The 15,001-nt window shown below is 35.3% G+C and carries 16 protein-coding genes; 9 read left to right on the top strand and 7 right to left on the bottom strand.

Annotation, left to right across the window (positions count from 1 at the left end):
* Positions 1-26: 26 nt before the first annotated feature.
* Positions 27-224: a hypothetical protein gene (locus B3P23_RS04540; RefSeq protein WP_293924805.1), complete on the bottom strand. Its 198-nt coding sequence runs from the start codon at positions 222-224 to the stop codon at positions 27-29.
* 544 nt (positions 225-768) lie between these two features.
* On the opposite strand from B3P23_RS04540, the gene B3P23_RS04545 reads away from it, so the two are divergent.
* From B3P23_RS04545 to B3P23_RS04555, 3 genes are all read left to right on the top strand, one after another.
* Positions 769-1,527: a hypothetical protein gene (locus tag B3P23_RS04545; RefSeq protein ID WP_293924807.1), complete on the top strand. Its 759-nt coding sequence runs from the start codon at positions 769-771 to the stop codon at positions 1,525-1,527.
* A 130-nt stretch (positions 1,528-1,657) separates the two neighbouring features.
* Complete coding sequence (locus B3P23_RS04550) at positions 1,658-2,062, top strand: DUF5675 family protein (protein WP_293924809.1); 405 nt, start codon at positions 1,658-1,660, stop codon at positions 2,060-2,062.
* 233 nt (positions 2,063-2,295) lie between these two features.
* Positions 2,296-2,520 carry a hypothetical protein gene (locus B3P23_RS04555; protein WP_293924824.1) on the top strand — a complete coding sequence of 75 codons (225 nt, stop codon included), beginning with the start codon at positions 2,296-2,298 and terminating at the stop codon, positions 2,518-2,520.
* Positions 2,521-2,819: 299 nt separating this feature from the next.
* On the opposite strand, the gene glf is transcribed toward B3P23_RS04555, so the two are convergent.
* From glf to B3P23_RS04570, 3 genes are read right to left on the bottom strand one after another with little or no spacing between them, the layout of a single operon-like run.
* On the bottom strand, positions 2,820-3,932 hold the full coding sequence (glf, locus tag B3P23_RS04560; RefSeq protein ID WP_293924826.1) for a UDP-galactopyranose mutase: 1,113 nt from the start codon (positions 3,930-3,932) through the stop codon (positions 2,820-2,822).
* 44 nt (positions 3,933-3,976) lie between these two features.
* On the bottom strand, positions 3,977-4,912 hold the full coding sequence (locus B3P23_RS04565) for a hypothetical protein (protein WP_293924828.1): 936 nt from the start codon (positions 4,910-4,912) through the stop codon (positions 3,977-3,979).
* Positions 4,902-6,770 carry a glycosyltransferase family 2 protein gene (locus tag B3P23_RS04570; protein WP_293924829.1) on the bottom strand — a complete coding sequence of 623 codons (1,869 nt, stop codon included), beginning with the start codon at positions 6,768-6,770 and terminating at the stop codon, positions 4,902-4,904. Before B3P23_RS04570 ends, B3P23_RS04565 begins: the two co-directional genes overlap by 11 nt.
* Positions 6,771-6,952: 182 nt before the next feature.
* Here B3P23_RS04570 and B3P23_RS04575 point away from each other — a divergent pair, with 182 nt between their 5' ends.
* The 6 genes from B3P23_RS04575 (at position 6,953) to B3P23_RS04600 (ending at position 12,986) form a co-directional block, all read left to right on the top strand.
* Positions 6,953-7,837: a DUF7689 domain-containing protein gene (locus tag B3P23_RS04575; protein ID WP_293924831.1), complete on the top strand. Its 885-nt coding sequence runs from the start codon at positions 6,953-6,955 to the stop codon at positions 7,835-7,837.
* 98 nt (positions 7,838-7,935) lie between these two features.
* Complete coding sequence (locus B3P23_RS04580) at positions 7,936-8,784, top strand: hypothetical protein (protein WP_293924833.1); 849 nt, start codon at positions 7,936-7,938, stop codon at positions 8,782-8,784.
* 272 nt (positions 8,785-9,056) lie between these two features.
* A complete protein-coding gene (locus B3P23_RS04585) occupies positions 9,057-9,803 on the top strand; it encodes a hypothetical protein (RefSeq protein ID WP_293924835.1) in 747 nt (248 codons plus the stop codon).
* 136 nt (positions 9,804-9,939) lie between these two features.
* Positions 9,940-10,944 carry a cysteine peptidase family C39 domain-containing protein gene (locus B3P23_RS04590; RefSeq protein WP_293924837.1) on the top strand — a complete coding sequence of 335 codons (1,005 nt, stop codon included), beginning with the start codon at positions 9,940-9,942 and terminating at the stop codon, positions 10,942-10,944.
* Between the two features lie 889 nt (positions 10,945-11,833).
* Positions 11,834-12,487: an ATP-binding cassette domain-containing protein gene (locus B3P23_RS04595; RefSeq protein ID WP_293924839.1), complete on the top strand. Its 654-nt coding sequence runs from the start codon at positions 11,834-11,836 to the stop codon at positions 12,485-12,487.
* A 184-nt stretch (positions 12,488-12,671) separates the two neighbouring features.
* On the top strand, positions 12,672-12,986 hold the full coding sequence (locus B3P23_RS04600) for a hypothetical protein (RefSeq protein ID WP_293924841.1): 315 nt from the start codon (positions 12,672-12,674) through the stop codon (positions 12,984-12,986).
* Here B3P23_RS04600 and B3P23_RS04605 read toward each other — a convergent pair whose 3' ends face one another.
* The 3 genes from B3P23_RS04605 to B3P23_RS04615 all read right to left on the bottom strand — a co-directional run bounded on the left by B3P23_RS04605 (position 12,987) and on the right by B3P23_RS04615 (position 14,850).
* Positions 12,987-13,127 (bottom strand): hypothetical protein, encoded by a 141-nt coding sequence (locus B3P23_RS04605; protein WP_293924842.1) that lies wholly within the window; start codon positions 13,125-13,127, stop codon positions 12,987-12,989. It abuts the gene before it with no gap.
* Positions 13,128-13,191: 64 nt separating this feature from the next.
* Positions 13,192-13,953, bottom strand: a complete 762-nt coding sequence (locus B3P23_RS04610) for an SDR family oxidoreductase (protein WP_293924844.1) — start codon at positions 13,951-13,953, stop codon at positions 13,192-13,194.
* Positions 13,954-14,181: 228 nt separating this feature from the next.
* The gene (locus B3P23_RS04615) at positions 14,182-14,850 is read right to left on the bottom strand and encodes a Crp/Fnr family transcriptional regulator (RefSeq protein ID WP_293924846.1); all 669 of its coding nucleotides are present in this window, start codon (positions 14,848-14,850) and stop codon (positions 14,182-14,184) included.
* Positions 14,851-15,001 lie beyond the last annotated feature (151 nt).

Consider the following 15,001-nt stretch of genomic DNA (forward strand, 5'->3'; position numbering starts at 1 on the left):
CTCCAGCTGTTTCTAAATAGAATCAATTAAAGCAGGAGCTTTCTGATTTCCTCTTCGGGCAATCCGGTGTAATCTGCAAATATACTGATGCTGATATACTGGTTTGGTTTCAATCCGTAGCAATCGCGTATAGATTGAAAGATTTTATAGGTGTGTTTTTCTGTACGCCCCAATATAACCGCCGCTTCTTTGGGGTATATGCATAAGCGATATTTATTTTTCATGTTATCCTGGTCTTTAGTGGGATGATCATTTGCTAATCAGATCATCTGGTTTGTTTGTGATTTGTGACTCCCGCAGACAAACATATCCTATCAAACTACCTGTTAAGCAGGTATAAAGCATAAATAAAGCACGCATAAAGCTTATTTTGCTATGTGCCGTATACGCATAGGCTAAGTGCGTGGTAAGTGCGTTGTAAGTGCGTGAAACATACAGTTTTTATACTGTATCTATGCTTTATCTATGCTTTATATACGCTTATGCCATGCTTTATCATTAGATAACGTCCAAGTTTAAAGCATGCTTTATTCCTTAAGCTTTGCAGATTAGGTTTAATTCCTCCCCAGAAAAATGATGTTATTGGTTATTCATGTACTAAGATAAGTTTTTTCTGCAAAAAATAGTTTTATTCTCATTTCGGTACATTTTCGTCAATTTAGGCGACCAATTTAGTATCATTTTTCCGCATTTTTCCTCTTTTCCACGCTTTTGATCCCAGTGCTTATGTACTGATGATCATCTTAGCAGTGTCAAAACAATAATGTCATGGCAAGAGTAGAAAGTTTAATCAAATTAAATGGAACGATCGGGGATCTTTCCTTTTACAAATCAAAAAGTGTGGGTTACCAAGCACGAATGAAAACCGGTGTTTCGGGTGACCGAATTGCGAACGATCCAGCATTTGCACGTACCCGTGAGAATGGGAGTGAGTTTGGCAGAGCCCAGCAGGAGGGTAAAAAGCTGCGTGAACTGCTGCGCGATGTGCTGTTTGAAAATGCGGATAATAAATTCAGCCAACGTTTAGCAAGCCGATTGCTCAAAGTTATTCAGATGGATTCAGTGAATATCCGCGGGGAAAGGGTGATCGTGCCTGAAAACTTGGTCTTACTGGAAGGAATGGAGTGCAATCAACGATCCAGTTTGCGCGCCATCACCTTAAAACCCTTTACGGTCACGTACGACCGTTTTAGCGGTGATGGCTTTTTTTCATGCCCGCAGCTGATTCCCAACCTGCACATCGCCAAATTGAGTGGTGCTACGCATGTGCAGTATACGCTGGTGCTGCAGGAGTTTTCGGGAGATGAATTGGATCAGCGTCCTGTGATCCGAAGATCTGCTTACATCAAACTGGGAGAAATGCAGCCCATGGATGTGGACCTCATGGCTTCGCTCGATGCTGATCCTGAAAAAAGTGTATTGGTCCTGGTAGGTACGGGCTATTTTCAGATGGTCAACAATGCCTACTATCCGCTGGCCAATGGACAGTATAATGCGCTGACCATTAGTCAGGTGATCATGCCTTAATCTAAGGTGATGATGTCGTGAAGGATATTTTCGGGAGGCAGGTGGGTTTTTACTAACCGCTGCCTCCCGATATATCCCTTCTGATCAGAACAAATTGTCTATTTAATGATAACGATGAAGTTTACAAAACATGTCAACTAAACAAATCTTGCATCTCCAACGGACTTATGGAGCACAAGGTACAAATGGCGCCCTGACCTATGATGGTGATCTGGTATGCCATACGATTGAACTGCCCTGGCGTAATAATCTGCGTCGGCTCAGCTGTATTCCAGTAGGTACTTATAAACTGGAAAAAAGAACATATACCCGACATGGGGAACAGATCGGTATTCCTGCGGTATTGGGAAGGGAAGCAATATTGATCCATGCTGCCAATGATGCGCAGAAAGAGCTTTTGGGCTGTATCGCTCCTGTGACAAAATTAACAGCTGAAGGTTGCGGTACGGATAGCCGAAAAGCGCTGGAAAAGTTAAAAGCTTTGGTGTATTCGCTGTGGGATATGGGGGAAGAAGTGTTTTTACATATTAAATAGTGACGAGTGAAGAAGTAACGGAGTAACGAGTGACGGAGTAACAGAGTAACTAGTGACAGAGTAACGTAGTGATCGAGTAACGAAGTGACGAGTAACCAGTAACGTAGTGATGGAGTAACAGAGTAACTAGTGACGGAGTAACGTTTTCTAACATCTAACCTTCTAACCTCATAACCCTCTAATCATTTAACCCTCTAACCCTCTAACCATTTAACCTTCAAACATTAAACAAAATGAAAAAAATAATCAATAAAATCGGTCAGGTCTTGCAGGTGATCCTGCTAGCACCTGTTAAATTGCCAGGAAAGGCACTGCATATCATCAAATATATCGCGCTGGGGCTTGGTATAGTAGAGACGGTGCTGGATGATCCGGACAAAAAGGAAGCGGAGGAGTCTCCGCCGGATGAGTCTATTGTGCAGCAGAAAGAAAAGGAGGTATCCGATGAAATGGAATGATATCCGATTGGGTGCAATGGGTGGCACGCTGTGCTCGATCTGGGCTTCATTCTCTTTTGGCGATCTTGCGCAGACAGTATTGATGGCTGCAGTAGGTACGGTGGTCAGTTTTGTGACGAGTAGACTGCTTGGGAGAGTGGGCAGGCGAAGAGGGAAGTGATTTTGTTTGTGCCAATTTTGCAATTGATTAGCCAAATTAATGCACTCCGTAATGGGGTGCATTTTCCTTTTATGATAAAGATGACTTTTCTGCAGCAACATTTGGTGAGACATATCTGTGGTATACTTACTTATGCCACTTATAGTTTTCTATCCGTCTCTTCTTTAATTTTTTTCAGAGCAGAAGCAATAATTTGATGCATATCATAATATTTATACTCTGCTAATCTTCCTCCAAAAATTATATTAACATCTTTTTTGGATTTTTCGTGGTATTTTCTGTAAAGTTGATTATTGTTTGTGTCATTTATCGGGTAATAGGGTTCGCTGTCTACTTCATAGTTTTTAGGGAACTCATAAGTAATAACTGTTGAAGGTGAATTGGAAAATTCGAAATGCTTATGTTCAATGATTCTAGTGTAAGGCACCTGAATATCGGTGTAGTTGACGACAGATGTTCCTTGGAAATTATCACAAGGTAATATTCTTTGTTGAAATTCTAGGCTTCTATAATCTAAATAGCCAAATTCAAAATTATAAAAGGCATCTATTGGTCCAGTGTAAATAATTTTTGTAGCTAATGAAGTGAAATATGATCTTTCTTTAAAAAAGTTAGTTAATATTTTAACATCAACATTCGCCAGAAGTTTTTCGAATAGGGGATTGTAGCCACCTACAGGAATTCCTTGGAAAGTATCTCCAAAATAATCATTATTAAACGTAAATCTTAACGGTATTCTTTTCAGAATTGATGCGGGAAGCTTGTCAGTTGATCTTCCCCATTGTTTCGTAGTATAGCCTTTTATTAACTTTTCAAAGATATCTTGACCTACTGTTTCAAGGGCATGGTCTTCAAGAGTTTTGAAATTAGATGGACAAGGTATTCTCTGAGATTCCAATATATCATAGGCTTGCGCAGGGGTAGAAATCTTCCAAAGCTGAGCAAACGTGTTCATGTTAAATGGCAAATTGTAAATTTCATTTTTATAATTTGCGATAACCGAATGTCTATAATTATTGAAGGATAAAAATTTATTAATATATTTCCAAACCAAGTCATTATTAGTATGGAAAATATGGGCCCCGTATTTGTGAACGTTTATATTATTTATTTTTTCACAATATAGATTACCGCCTACGTGATTACGTTTATCGATAACTAAGCAACGAAACCCTAATTTTTGTAATTCATAAGCGCATATAGATCCAAATAATCCCGCGCCTACTATCAAGTAATCATATTGTTTTTCCACATTATGCGATTTGAAATTAAAACTTTATGATAATATATTTAAAGTTATTTTGAATTTAAAACAGCTAAACCAATTCCGGCCAATCCATTTCCGGCCAATCCATCGTTGATTGCAAAGCTACCATCCATAATGCGCGATTGTACTTTTTGGATGGCAGAAATGAAATCGATTTTTAATTGCACTGTTTTAATAGTTGGTGCAAATAGTAAGGAATGTAAGTTTTCTTTAATAAATTTATCCGTATCGCTACAATCATCAATATTAGTCAGGATGCTATTTCTTAGATTTGACAGATGCTCTGTAGTTGGATTTTTATGTGTTTCATAAAATTTCATTAAAATATAATAATCATAATCTAATTTTTTGGTGTGGTTTGTGGAGAAAGTATTATCGATTGTTTTTAGCAGCTCAGATACTCTAAGTTTAAATTGTTGGATGTTTGAAACTGCGATCAAGAAATACAATATTGCATTAATCTCTAGTGTGGATAAATGATAAAATCCGTTGAAGTTTTCATATATATCCAATACTTTCTTAATCAAAGAAATTTTCAGTGTTTCAATACTCTCTTTGTTGCGTAATACAAATATTCCTACCCATGCAAGTTTTGAATTATCCTGAATATTCTTTGCAATTTCAGGATTAAAAGAAGACAGCATTTTATCGATTTCTTGTAACAATGAGGTAAAGTCAGGTTCAATAAATCTTTTATTAATCAAATAAGATATGCCAATGCCAATTTCAAAAAGGTTAAAAAGAGCGATTTTTTTAGTCTTGAATTTGACAAATAGTTCACGTACGGTGTCATCAGCCATCGATTTATACTGGTCCTGGCCACTCAGCTTTGCAAATTCGTAAAAGAAGGCCGAAATTCCTAACTTTCCTTCCAAAAAGCTATAAGAGGTTACTGCAGGGTAATAAAGTAATAAGGTGTTGGAGACAGCAAATAATTCTTTGCTATTACTGATATTATCTTTCATTATTTTTGGAGACAATGGTAAGACGGAAAAAATTAATTAACGATGGAATATGGTAATCGAAATTAAAATAATTTCTTTTTGTTATTATGTTTTTTGTTAAATCTTTTATTGTTTTTTTATTATTTAGTTTTTTAGATAAGTCGTTGTAATCATTATAAAATATTCCAAAATTAAATTTTTTAGCGATTGACTGTGTTGCAACAATATGGCCATTATTGTCTTTTTGTATAACAGGAAGCCCTGCAGCCGCAAGTACAGAAATCCTTGCAGGGATATTTAAATCATCCCAACCCGCTAGTGCTATATTTCCTTTATTACTACTGTTAAATAAATGTAGCCAACCAGCATCATATTTTGAAAATTCTGAAACCCAGTTTGAATTACGGCAGTGCGAATGTATGTGGAAATGATTAGGAAAGTTATTTTTAAGCTGATTTATGATATCTTTATTTTTTTGATGGTAACTTTCGGTATACAGATGTAAATGGATATTGTTATTTGCAAGCGCTTGCATATCATTAACATTAATTCCAATCATTCTTCCGGCTACGACTGTATGTACACCACCTTCGGTTCCGGATAATTTTGGGGAAAAGTCATCGGTAAAAAAATCTTTATGTGGTAGGTCCCCATCTAAAATGAAAGTTTTGCTTTCACTCATTGTACTTTCAGGCAAAAATTGTTCATACCAGTTTTTACATTCTTCATTTATATATATTCTTCCGTCTGCATAATGGTACAAATGAATTAACTTTTTCCATGTGCCAGCTGCAATGGATACCTGGGGACTTTCTTTATAATGCCAGACAAATGGGATATCAGGAAAGCTTTTTACCACTTCATATGCTAAATCAATTGCGCAAAAATTTAATAAAGCGTAAATTATATCTGGTTTTATTTTTTTTATTTGATTTTTATAGTCATCTAAGTTGACATATTCGATATTTCCAAAAGGAATAGGACCAATATTTATATGGGAATAAGGAGGGCGATTTATCCATAATCCAAAAAGTTGATGGCCTTCCTTTTCAAGGGAAAAAATTCGCTCAGGATTATAACCAAGTTCGCCTACGATCAGAATTTTTAACCCACTGGATTTATTTGCAATATCTTTCCCAATGAATTTTTCATACATTTTGGTCTCGTCAATAAATTTATCATCAGACGCTTTTATTTTTAAAGGTTTTTTAACGCCATAAAAATTGCGGTAATAATTTAAATTTCCACCATATTGCTCAGACATTATTTTATGTCTCTGATAAGGGTGTGAAGTCCAATAGCACGTAATCTTTTTTGTGGGATAGAACGCGCCTCTAAATGTCAATTTTTGCCAAAATGTATAAAATAGATTTTCTGAAACCCATTCGTTGCGCTCTACCCATCTATCGTCTGTTTTTCTGTGAGCGACTTGAACGAGTTGTAACGAATAGTTGCTTCGGGTAGTTTTTGTTTCAAAATCGTGCGTAATGGTCAGTGAGTTATTAGATTCATATTGCATTCCATTAAACGCGAGAATAATATTTTCCGATTTTTCAAGTGCTTCAAAAAGGACGCTTAGATGTGTTTCATAAAAGTAGTCATCTGAAGGAAGATATGCAATGTATTCGTATGATGCAATCTCAATCCCTTGATTTATTGAATAGCCTATCCCTTGGTTTTCTTCATTTTTGATATGTTTTAATGTAAAATCCTTTTTATTCGCTGCGCTCTTAATATATAAATCTGTTTCGTCTGTTGATCCGTCATCAATAATTATCAAGTCCCAATCTTTAAAAATTTGTTTTTCAAGACTCTTTATTGCGCGTAGAATGAAACTTGATTGATTATAAGTAGGCATTATTACGGAAAATCCCTTCATAAATATTGGTCTTATTAGTTATTTGTTAAAGTAGGTTACTTATATATTGATTCAAACAATTGATGTGTTAATCTAAAAGATTTATTTAGCTTGTTATTATGCTAACTTAAAATATTTTTTGTTTAAATACAAATTGTTTTGAATATTGAATGCTTTTTTTTAATTTAGTAAAAATAACCAATATGAAAGCCTCAAGTAAATTATCTTTTGCAGACCTTGAACGGGAATTGTGTTTGGAAAATTCACCTTTTGAGAAACTGGAATTCCTTTCCGCAATTACTGGTGGAGCGGGAGCTGATGTTAATGACTATCTGTATTATTTCCAGTCGCTTGGATTTAGTTTAACAATTGATAATAATGGAAATTATCATTATAATGGAGGTTACGATGGAAACCAGGTCGTTCCAACAAATTATAATATGAGTTATCAAGGAATGTACGGAGGATATTACTCATTTAATCCATGGGTTAATATAAATAATAGTTGGGTAATTTATGCACCGCCTGTTTATAATAATAGTTATGATCCTTGGCCCAGAGATGCGAATGGTAATATAATCATGACATATACCAACACACTTACCTATGGTTACGGTATAAATAACGGTACTGCTATCATGGGCGAATATGAAATTGTACTTAATGGGTATACTTTTAAATTGTATAATGTGGACTTGATTTATGATTATTCTATAGGTTATCGTCAACCTACCCCTAATGAAAGATATAATTGTTTTGGATATGCAGCTGGTTTAGATGGATTATGGTTTGCTAACAATATGAGCACTAGTGGAGACGAGGCAGCTCTAAATTTTAATGCATTTCTGAGTATGTTTTATGAACAATGTTCGCAATCTGAAGGAGAGATGATCGTACTGTATGAAGATAGTAATATGACAAGCCCATATCATGCAGCTATACGAAATTCGAATGATACTTACGATTACAAAATGGGTGGTGGAGAACTTAAAAAGGATATTTCATACGCGGAAATGAGAAAAGTAAGAGGACCTTATGAGTTTGGACCTTCTCGATTCTACAAACTGAAACAGACATTTCGTAGATAATTATAGTGAAGAGTCTTGTTACGTCGTATTGATATGTTTGGATTGTCCTTAGAATATAATAATGTACTACTTATTATCTTATAAAATTTAGTTAAACCATGAGAAATTATAAGCTCCAGTTTTTTTTTATTTTAATGAATGTTTTCGTTTGGACTCGATCTTATGCACAAGATCAGCGCCATAAAGAGGAAACTATAAAAATGGATATTAACTATAAACCCGGGGTAAGCACCTCATTGATTTATCTCAATTTTAAAATACTCGATACTGCCAATAATCATATATTTAAACTTCACCCTGAGATCCGGTATATTGCTGTTTCTTTTATACAAGATCGCCCTGAAGTTATTTGGGTTCGGGATAATCCCGATAGTAGATCGTACTATGATATGTCTTTTAAAGGTGATTCGTTAGATATATTAAATAAATATGGAACCATTCATTTTAGAGCACCCGAAATCTCCTTACATCAGTTGATTAGAAATCAAAAGTTCAATTTTCCGACGCATTGGGAGATAGGAGAAACTATTTATAAAGATTCAATTGTTTATTCATTAGGTTATAGTACTGGTGAACAAACCGAGGTAGTTGCGAATGGTATGGCAGCAAGGCTTCACGGTCAATATAAAGATCTTGCCAAGCAAATTGCAGATGAGCTTCAAAAGAAAAATATTTCTAATTTACCGGATTCCATTATTGTACTGCAAGGAATCATTGAAAAGGGAAATGATAGATCAATCGAAGAATTAAAGTTGATCGTGGGTAAACAGTCGGCATTTTCGGACACGGCTTTACAGGTTATAGGAAATGATCAGAATAAATGGCACGCCGCTACTTATTTTTCAGGTGTAACCGGCGCCAGCATCATAAAATTTTACATTGAGCTGCGAGCAGATGGAACTGTCACTATTTTGCCTTCAAAATATATGGATGCTAAAAATCTCTAATATACTTTCATATTCTTAATCAAGCTTCCATTAGAAAGAATGCTGAAATGAGAATGGCCTATCGCTTCTAAAGACTGTAAAAACTTTTGAAGATGATTATATTAAAACATTCCAATATATCCTCTCGATCAGCTTACATTATTTTTTATCTGACAAAAATGCATAAACCCATGATAAATCATAAATTTAATTTTTTTTTTACTGTAATAAGTTTTTTCTTTTGGTCTTGTTCTTATGCACAAGATCAGAACCATAAAGCGGAAACTATAAAAATGGACATTAATTATAAGCCAGGCGAAAGTAGGTCACTGATTTCTCTCAGCTTTATGTTATACGACACTGCAAATAATCATATATTTAAACATCATCCTGAAGTTAAGTATATTTCCGCTCCTATAGAACAAGATCATGCTAAAGTTATTTGGGTTCGGGATAATCCTGATAGTAGATCATACTATGATATGACTTTTAAAGGTGATTCTTTAGATATATTAAATAAATATGGACCCATTCATTTTAGAGCACCCAAAATCTCCTTAAATCAGTTGGTTGGAAATCAAAAGTTCAATTTTCCGACCCACTGGGAGATCGGAGAAACCATTTACAAAGATTCCATTGTCTATTCATTAAGATATAATACTGGTGAACAAACCGAGGTAGTTGCGAATGGTATGGCAGCAAGGCTTCACGGTCAATATAAAGATCTTGCTAAACAAATTGCAGATGATCTGCAAAAGAAAAATATTTCTAATTTACCGGATTCTATTATTTTACTGCAAGGAATCATTGAAAAGGGAAATGATAGATCAATCGAAGAATTAAAGTTGATTGTGGGCAAACAGTCGGCATTTTCGGACACGGCTTTACAGGTTATAGGAAATGATCAGAATAAATGGCACGCGGCTACTTATTTTTCAGGTGTAACCGGCGCCAGCATCATAAAATTTTACATTGAGCTGCGAGCAGATGGAACTGTCACTATTTTGCCTTCAAAATATATGGATGCTAAAAATCTCTAATATACATAAGAAGCAACATTAGATCCTGTTAACACTGGTGTTTAAGAATAATTAAATATTCAGATAAGTTCCAGCTTAATCTTGCTTAGCTACTATAAATTAACTTTTACTACTGGATTCAGCGATTGTAATAAGAATGAGAATAGTCAAATTTCCTTTAGACCGCCAGCTTGATAAGATGGATTGTGGACCCTCTTGCCTGAAAATGATTGCCAAATATTATGGGAAATACTATTCCCTTCCTTATCTCCGTGATCTCTGTGGCAACACTAAAGAAGGAGTCTCGCTTGCTGGAATTTCACATGCTGCAGAAGTTATCGGTATTCGGTCTCTTGCTCTCAGGTGTGAAATTGATGACTTGATATTCAAAGTGCCTCTTCCAGTAATTGTTCATTGGGACAATAATCACTTTATAGTAATATATGATATCAAAAAAAGAAGAAATGGTGAGGTTTTCTTCCATATCTCTGACCCAGCTAAGGGTTATATCAAGTGTGAAAAGACAGAGTTTGAGGACAAGTGGATAAAAAAAAATGAAAGTAGAAATTTAGGTGTTGTTCTTGTACTGGAACCACAAGCCGATTTTAAACAGCGACAAGTTGGAGAAAAATCAGAGCGTGGGCGCCTACTTGAAAACCTGAGTGGCTATTTTATGCCATATAAAAATAGTTTTTATTATTTGGGTATAACCATGTTGCTGATAACGGCTATGCAGGCTGCATTACCTTTTATATCAAAGGCTGTCATCGATGTTGGTATACAAACAAAGGATGTGAGTTTTATTAATATCGTATTGTTTGCAAATCTAGCACTTATTGTCAGTATAACTTTAAGCTCAGCGGTTAGGGACTGGATATTGCAACATATATCTTCACGAATTAACATCGCATTGATATCTGATTATTTAATAAAATTAATGAAACTTCCCGTCTCATTTTTTGAAAATAAGATGTTAGGAGATATTTTGCAACGAGCTAATGATCATGAACGTATCAGAAGTTTCATTATGAACAATTCGCTTAACTTGATTTTTTCTTCACTGACATTCGTGATCTTTAGTTTGGTTTTATTAATATACAATTCGACTATATTCTATATATTTTTAATTGGTAGCATGTTGTATAAGTGGGGAGTATCATAATCAATATAGAAAGTCCAATGACCAGGTAGAAAAATATTTTAAATTGTCGCATATTTATGGCTATAGTCTGCCTAATAATAGGCTGTTATTGTGATGGTTTTAAAATTTGTATTAATTAAGAGTATCGGACTATAATTCCATTAAATTATAATACTTTTCGGTCAACACCCAAACCACTTAATATATAAATATGGCTATTGCTCATTTACCTTTCACGGAATAATATCTGATTCTTTTTTAGTTTTTAGCATTGCTAAAATAAGCAATTAGAATTGCTTTTAGTTGAACAATTTCTCCCATTGATCTTAAATTCTAGGAAGTATTATAATCTAACAAATAGAGGAAATTCTTTTTAATTAATGTGTATTGCGACATTAGTAGAAACTAAATCATTGTAAATGTTAGCCTATTTGCCATTTGAAAAATAGTTGATCGGGTTTATTAGATAATGTGAATGAAATCTAGAAAATGAGGACATGTCATTGAACGATCTAATTGAAGATCAAAAGCTAATATTTTAACTTTTTTTATCATTATGCTATAATTATTAATCTGTATTTTTAGATTATATTTTTTTAAAAGACCAATTAATAAACATGTATTCCAATAAACTGAAATTATCCTTATCGTTTTTCTGGTTTTTAATCCTTTTTAATCTTTTTGTAACTTTAGTACTGACCTTACAAATGGGCGAATTAGTGGAGCGATATGGTCCACAAGTCCTCGTATATTTTCTTTGGTTTAAAATTATTGGTAGCGTTTTATCTTTTATCTGAGAATACATTTTTAATTTCAAATCAAAAGGAGTGTTTTTGAGAAACATCAAACAATCTCCAAAACTGCTGCTTATCAGTATTTATTCATTAGATTTTATACTTTTCTTATTGCTATGCCTCTTGATCGTTATTTATATTTAGATAGTCTCTCTTACAGTAGAGGAGGACGCATGATACTAAGCGGTCTGTTTCTTGAACTTGAACCGTCAACTATAGTTGGTTTACTGGGGCGTAATGGTACTGGTAAATCAACCTTGATGAATTGCATTTTTGGTAACTGCAAACCTGATTTTGCGTATATGAAATGTGATGGGCAGATCTTTAATCAAGGATATAAAACCAAGAAGATTACTTATCTAACTCAGTATAGCTTTATTCCAAAGCGGTTGACTTTATTACGTGCTATTCAATATTTTGATTTGGAAGATTCACCAATTATGGATATCGATATTGTAAAGGATAGATTATTATCTAAAATAGGTGATCTTTCCACCGGCCTCGTTCGTTTGTTTGAGTGTTTGTTGGTTCTTTATTCTAAAGCTAATTATTGCCTTCTTGATGAGCCTTTTTCAGGACTCAGTCCACTCTACATTGACATGATTAAACAACATATTTTAGCTGTAAAATCTCTAAAAGGAATACTCATTTCAGATCATTATTATACACATGTGATGGATGTCAGTGACAGATTGCTTTTACTAACAGGCGCTTCGCTAAAGTCTGTACAAAAGATAGAAGATCTAGTACTGCATCAATACTTAAAGTAATTTTAATACGCATTGCTTTGGACATAATTTAAGGCAGTTGTGATCATGAACTATTTTAGATAATAAATGAAATTTTTAAGGTTACTATAGTCGCTACCATTTTCAGACACATGAACTAAAGTATACCTAAAATAAAAATACTATCTTCGTTTGATTAGACAATCAATATAAACGATGTGCAAGCATGATCATCAAAAAAACTTTCGGTGTTATTTTGCTCTTACTAGGTTTGTTGCTTGCATTCGGTCTACTTAAAGACAGCAGATTGATGCTCTTTGGTAGCAAAATCAATGCCGATGTCATTGGGATAGAAAGTGTAAAAAACAAGCGATTCGGATACGTACATTATCCGATCCTCCAATTTAATTATAAGCAACAACAAGTTCGGTTAGTAAAGGAGTTAAAGAGTGTCGATCCCCAAAATGTACCTGCTCATATGGAAATTTACGATGCAAAAGGCATTGGTTTTATTGAAGTTACATTTAATTATTCCTTTTAATTATTGACGAATAATCGAAATCCCCTGTGGTGGACTTATTTCTCTGATGAATTGCGAATATCCGCTGATATCCACGATGAAAACTAAACCTTTATTATCTTCAAACATAAGCAAGTCTTTTAAGCGCTCTACTAAACTCATGTATCAGGTGTTTCTTGTTATAAAATAAGATGCTGGTCGCTGGACGCAGCATCTTATTTTAGTACTACCAAGGAATTTCACCGGTTCCAGCTGGATTTGTCTCTTCACAGAAAAATTTTCCAGTTGGCCCATCTTGGCCAATCAAGGCATATTTAATAACACGCTTGGCTGCCACCTCAACCGAACCGCCGTTCTTGCCGGTGAAGTCTGTAGAGGTATAACCTGGGCTAACGGCATTCACTTTAAAGTGCGTATCCCGCAGCTCGTAAGCCAGGTTGACCGTATACATATTCAGGGCGGCTTTTGAAGAAAGGTATACGACACCTTTTACATCGTAGTATAGGTAGTTGGGATCACTGTGCAGGGTAAGAGAACCTTGACTTGAGCTTAGGTTGACGATGCGCGGCTCAGTTGAATTTTTTAAAAGATCAATAAATGCTTTGATCACCCTTGCCGGCCCGTATACGTTGGTGTCATATACTTTCTGGTAAACAGCTATATCGGTATCTATGGCTGTCTGAGGAACCATATGCCCTGCGCTGTCGATAGCAATTCCACTGATGCCTGCGTTATTGATCAGTACATCTAATGTTCCAACTTTGCTTCCGATTTCTTTGCGGGCGGCATCGATCGAGTCCTCGTTAGTGACGTCAATCTGGATAGCCTCAACGTGGATTAGCCCTTCTGCTTTTAGCTGTTCGGTGGCTTTCAGACCGTTGTTGATATTTCGGCTACCTAGAAAGACATGAAATCCTTTTTTTAATAACTGACGTGCTGATTCGAAGCCAATCCCTTTATTTGCCCCGGTAATTAATACTGTTTTCATTTTTATCGATTTTGATTATCACAAAGGTCGTAGGATGTAAATTGCTATTTTTTGACTTTTATCAAAAAATATAATAATGGCTGGTAAAAAAGATCATTTGACTAATGTTCAGAATTGATGGTTATGCATGCTAAATCATAACAGTACTTTTGCAGACGGTCTGACAAAATAGGGGAGAATTGCTAACCGGTTACCGATTACAAACTAACATCGGAATTCAAAGGCAGCTCAGCGCTTTCTGAGTCGGCTAAGGGTCGCAGGTTTAATCCCTAGATAGGAAGCAATCATGTTTTGTGAGAATTTTTGAAAATATTCCGGATGGTGCTCCAACAGGTCAAGGTATCGCTCTTCCGCATTCATACTGATAGCAGCATGTATTCTTTTTTGTGTTGTAACCGCTACTAATCGCTGCTCAAGCCGAAGAAACTCCTTTATCGCAGGAACCTCTGCCTCCAGAAGATGCAATTCTGCAGGTGATATCTGCAAGATCTCCGAGTTTTCGACTGCATCTATATAGTATCGGCTAGGGCTCTGTGCTACTACGCTTTCCCAGTCTGATATCCAATTTCCCTCCAGAGCAAATGCGACAACTGCTTCCTGACCGCGTTCGTTTACGGAATAAATCCGTAAAGCTCCGGAGATCACATAACAAATGTATTTGCAGACGTCTCCTTCTTGAACAAGAAACTGACGGCGACGCACTTTTTTGAGTTTGAAAGCAGCTCTAATAAGCGTTTGGTCCAGTGGGGAGAGCACGAATTTCGTATAATTGCGAAAATAATCAAATAAAGAATTATAGACATCATCCCGATGTTCCTCTACCGTCTTTCTGAATGATAAACGTTCTGTGGTACGGAATTCTGTTGTCTGATCCTTTAAGATAGGTCGTGCTGTCATATGATATGATTTTTATCACAAATTTATTTAAAAATTGTAACAACGCCTAATCGAATTTTTTGATGTCAAGTATGTTATGAATCTGCTCAGATAAAAATAATGTTTTTTTATATTTTAACAGATTTATACTCCATAGATCTGTCTCTACTTT

This window comes from Sphingobacterium sp. UBA6320, assembly GCF_002440335.1.
Classification (GTDB): Bacteria; Bacteroidota; Bacteroidia; order Sphingobacteriales; family Sphingobacteriaceae; genus Sphingobacterium.

What these genes read in the sequence shown, in the direction of transcription:
- B3P23_RS04545 (WP_293924807.1), top strand. Translation starts at nt 769, where the DNA reads ATGGCAAGAGTAGAAAGTTTAATCAAATTAAATGGAACGATCGGGGAT.
- B3P23_RS04570 (WP_293924829.1), bottom strand. Translation starts at nt 6,770, where the DNA reads ATGAAGGGATTTTCCGTAATAATGCCTACTTATAATCAATCAAGTTTC.
- B3P23_RS04550 (WP_293924809.1), top strand. Translation starts at nt 1,658, where the DNA reads ATGTCAACTAAACAAATCTTGCATCTCCAACGGACTTATGGAGCACAA.
- B3P23_RS04575 (WP_293924831.1), top strand. Translation starts at nt 6,953, where the DNA reads ATGAAAGCCTCAAGTAAATTATCTTTTGCAGACCTTGAACGGGAATTG.
- B3P23_RS04595 (WP_293924839.1), top strand. Translation starts at nt 11,834, where the DNA reads ATGCCTCTTGATCGTTATTTATATTTAGATAGTCTCTCTTACAGTAGA.
- B3P23_RS04610 (WP_293924844.1), bottom strand. Translation starts at nt 13,953, where the DNA reads ATGAAAACAGTATTAATTACCGGGGCAAATAAAGGGATTGGCTTCGAA.
- B3P23_RS04565 (WP_293924828.1), bottom strand. Translation starts at nt 4,912, where the DNA reads ATGAAAGATAATATCAGTAATAGCAAAGAATTATTTGCTGTCTCCAAC.
- B3P23_RS04555 (WP_293924824.1), top strand. Translation starts at nt 2,296, where the DNA reads ATGAAAAAAATAATCAATAAAATCGGTCAGGTCTTGCAGGTGATCCTG.
- B3P23_RS04540 (WP_293924805.1), bottom strand. Translation starts at nt 224, where the DNA reads ATGAAAAATAAATATCGCTTATGCATATACCCCAAAGAAGCGGCGGTT.
- B3P23_RS04590 (WP_293924837.1), top strand. Translation starts at nt 9,940, where the DNA reads ATGAGAATAGTCAAATTTCCTTTAGACCGCCAGCTTGATAAGATGGAT.
- B3P23_RS04605 (WP_293924842.1), bottom strand. Translation starts at nt 13,127, where the DNA reads ATGAGTTTAGTAGAGCGCTTAAAAGACTTGCTTATGTTTGAAGATAAT.
- B3P23_RS04615 (WP_293924846.1), bottom strand. Translation starts at nt 14,850, where the DNA reads ATGACAGCACGACCTATCTTAAAGGATCAGACAACAGAATTCCGTACC.
- B3P23_RS04580 (WP_293924833.1), top strand. Translation starts at nt 7,936, where the DNA reads ATGAGAAATTATAAGCTCCAGTTTTTTTTTATTTTAATGAATGTTTTC.
- B3P23_RS04585 (WP_293924835.1), top strand. Translation starts at nt 9,057, where the DNA reads ATGGACATTAATTATAAGCCAGGCGAAAGTAGGTCACTGATTTCTCTC.
- B3P23_RS04600 (WP_293924841.1), top strand. Translation starts at nt 12,672, where the DNA reads ATGATCATCAAAAAAACTTTCGGTGTTATTTTGCTCTTACTAGGTTTG.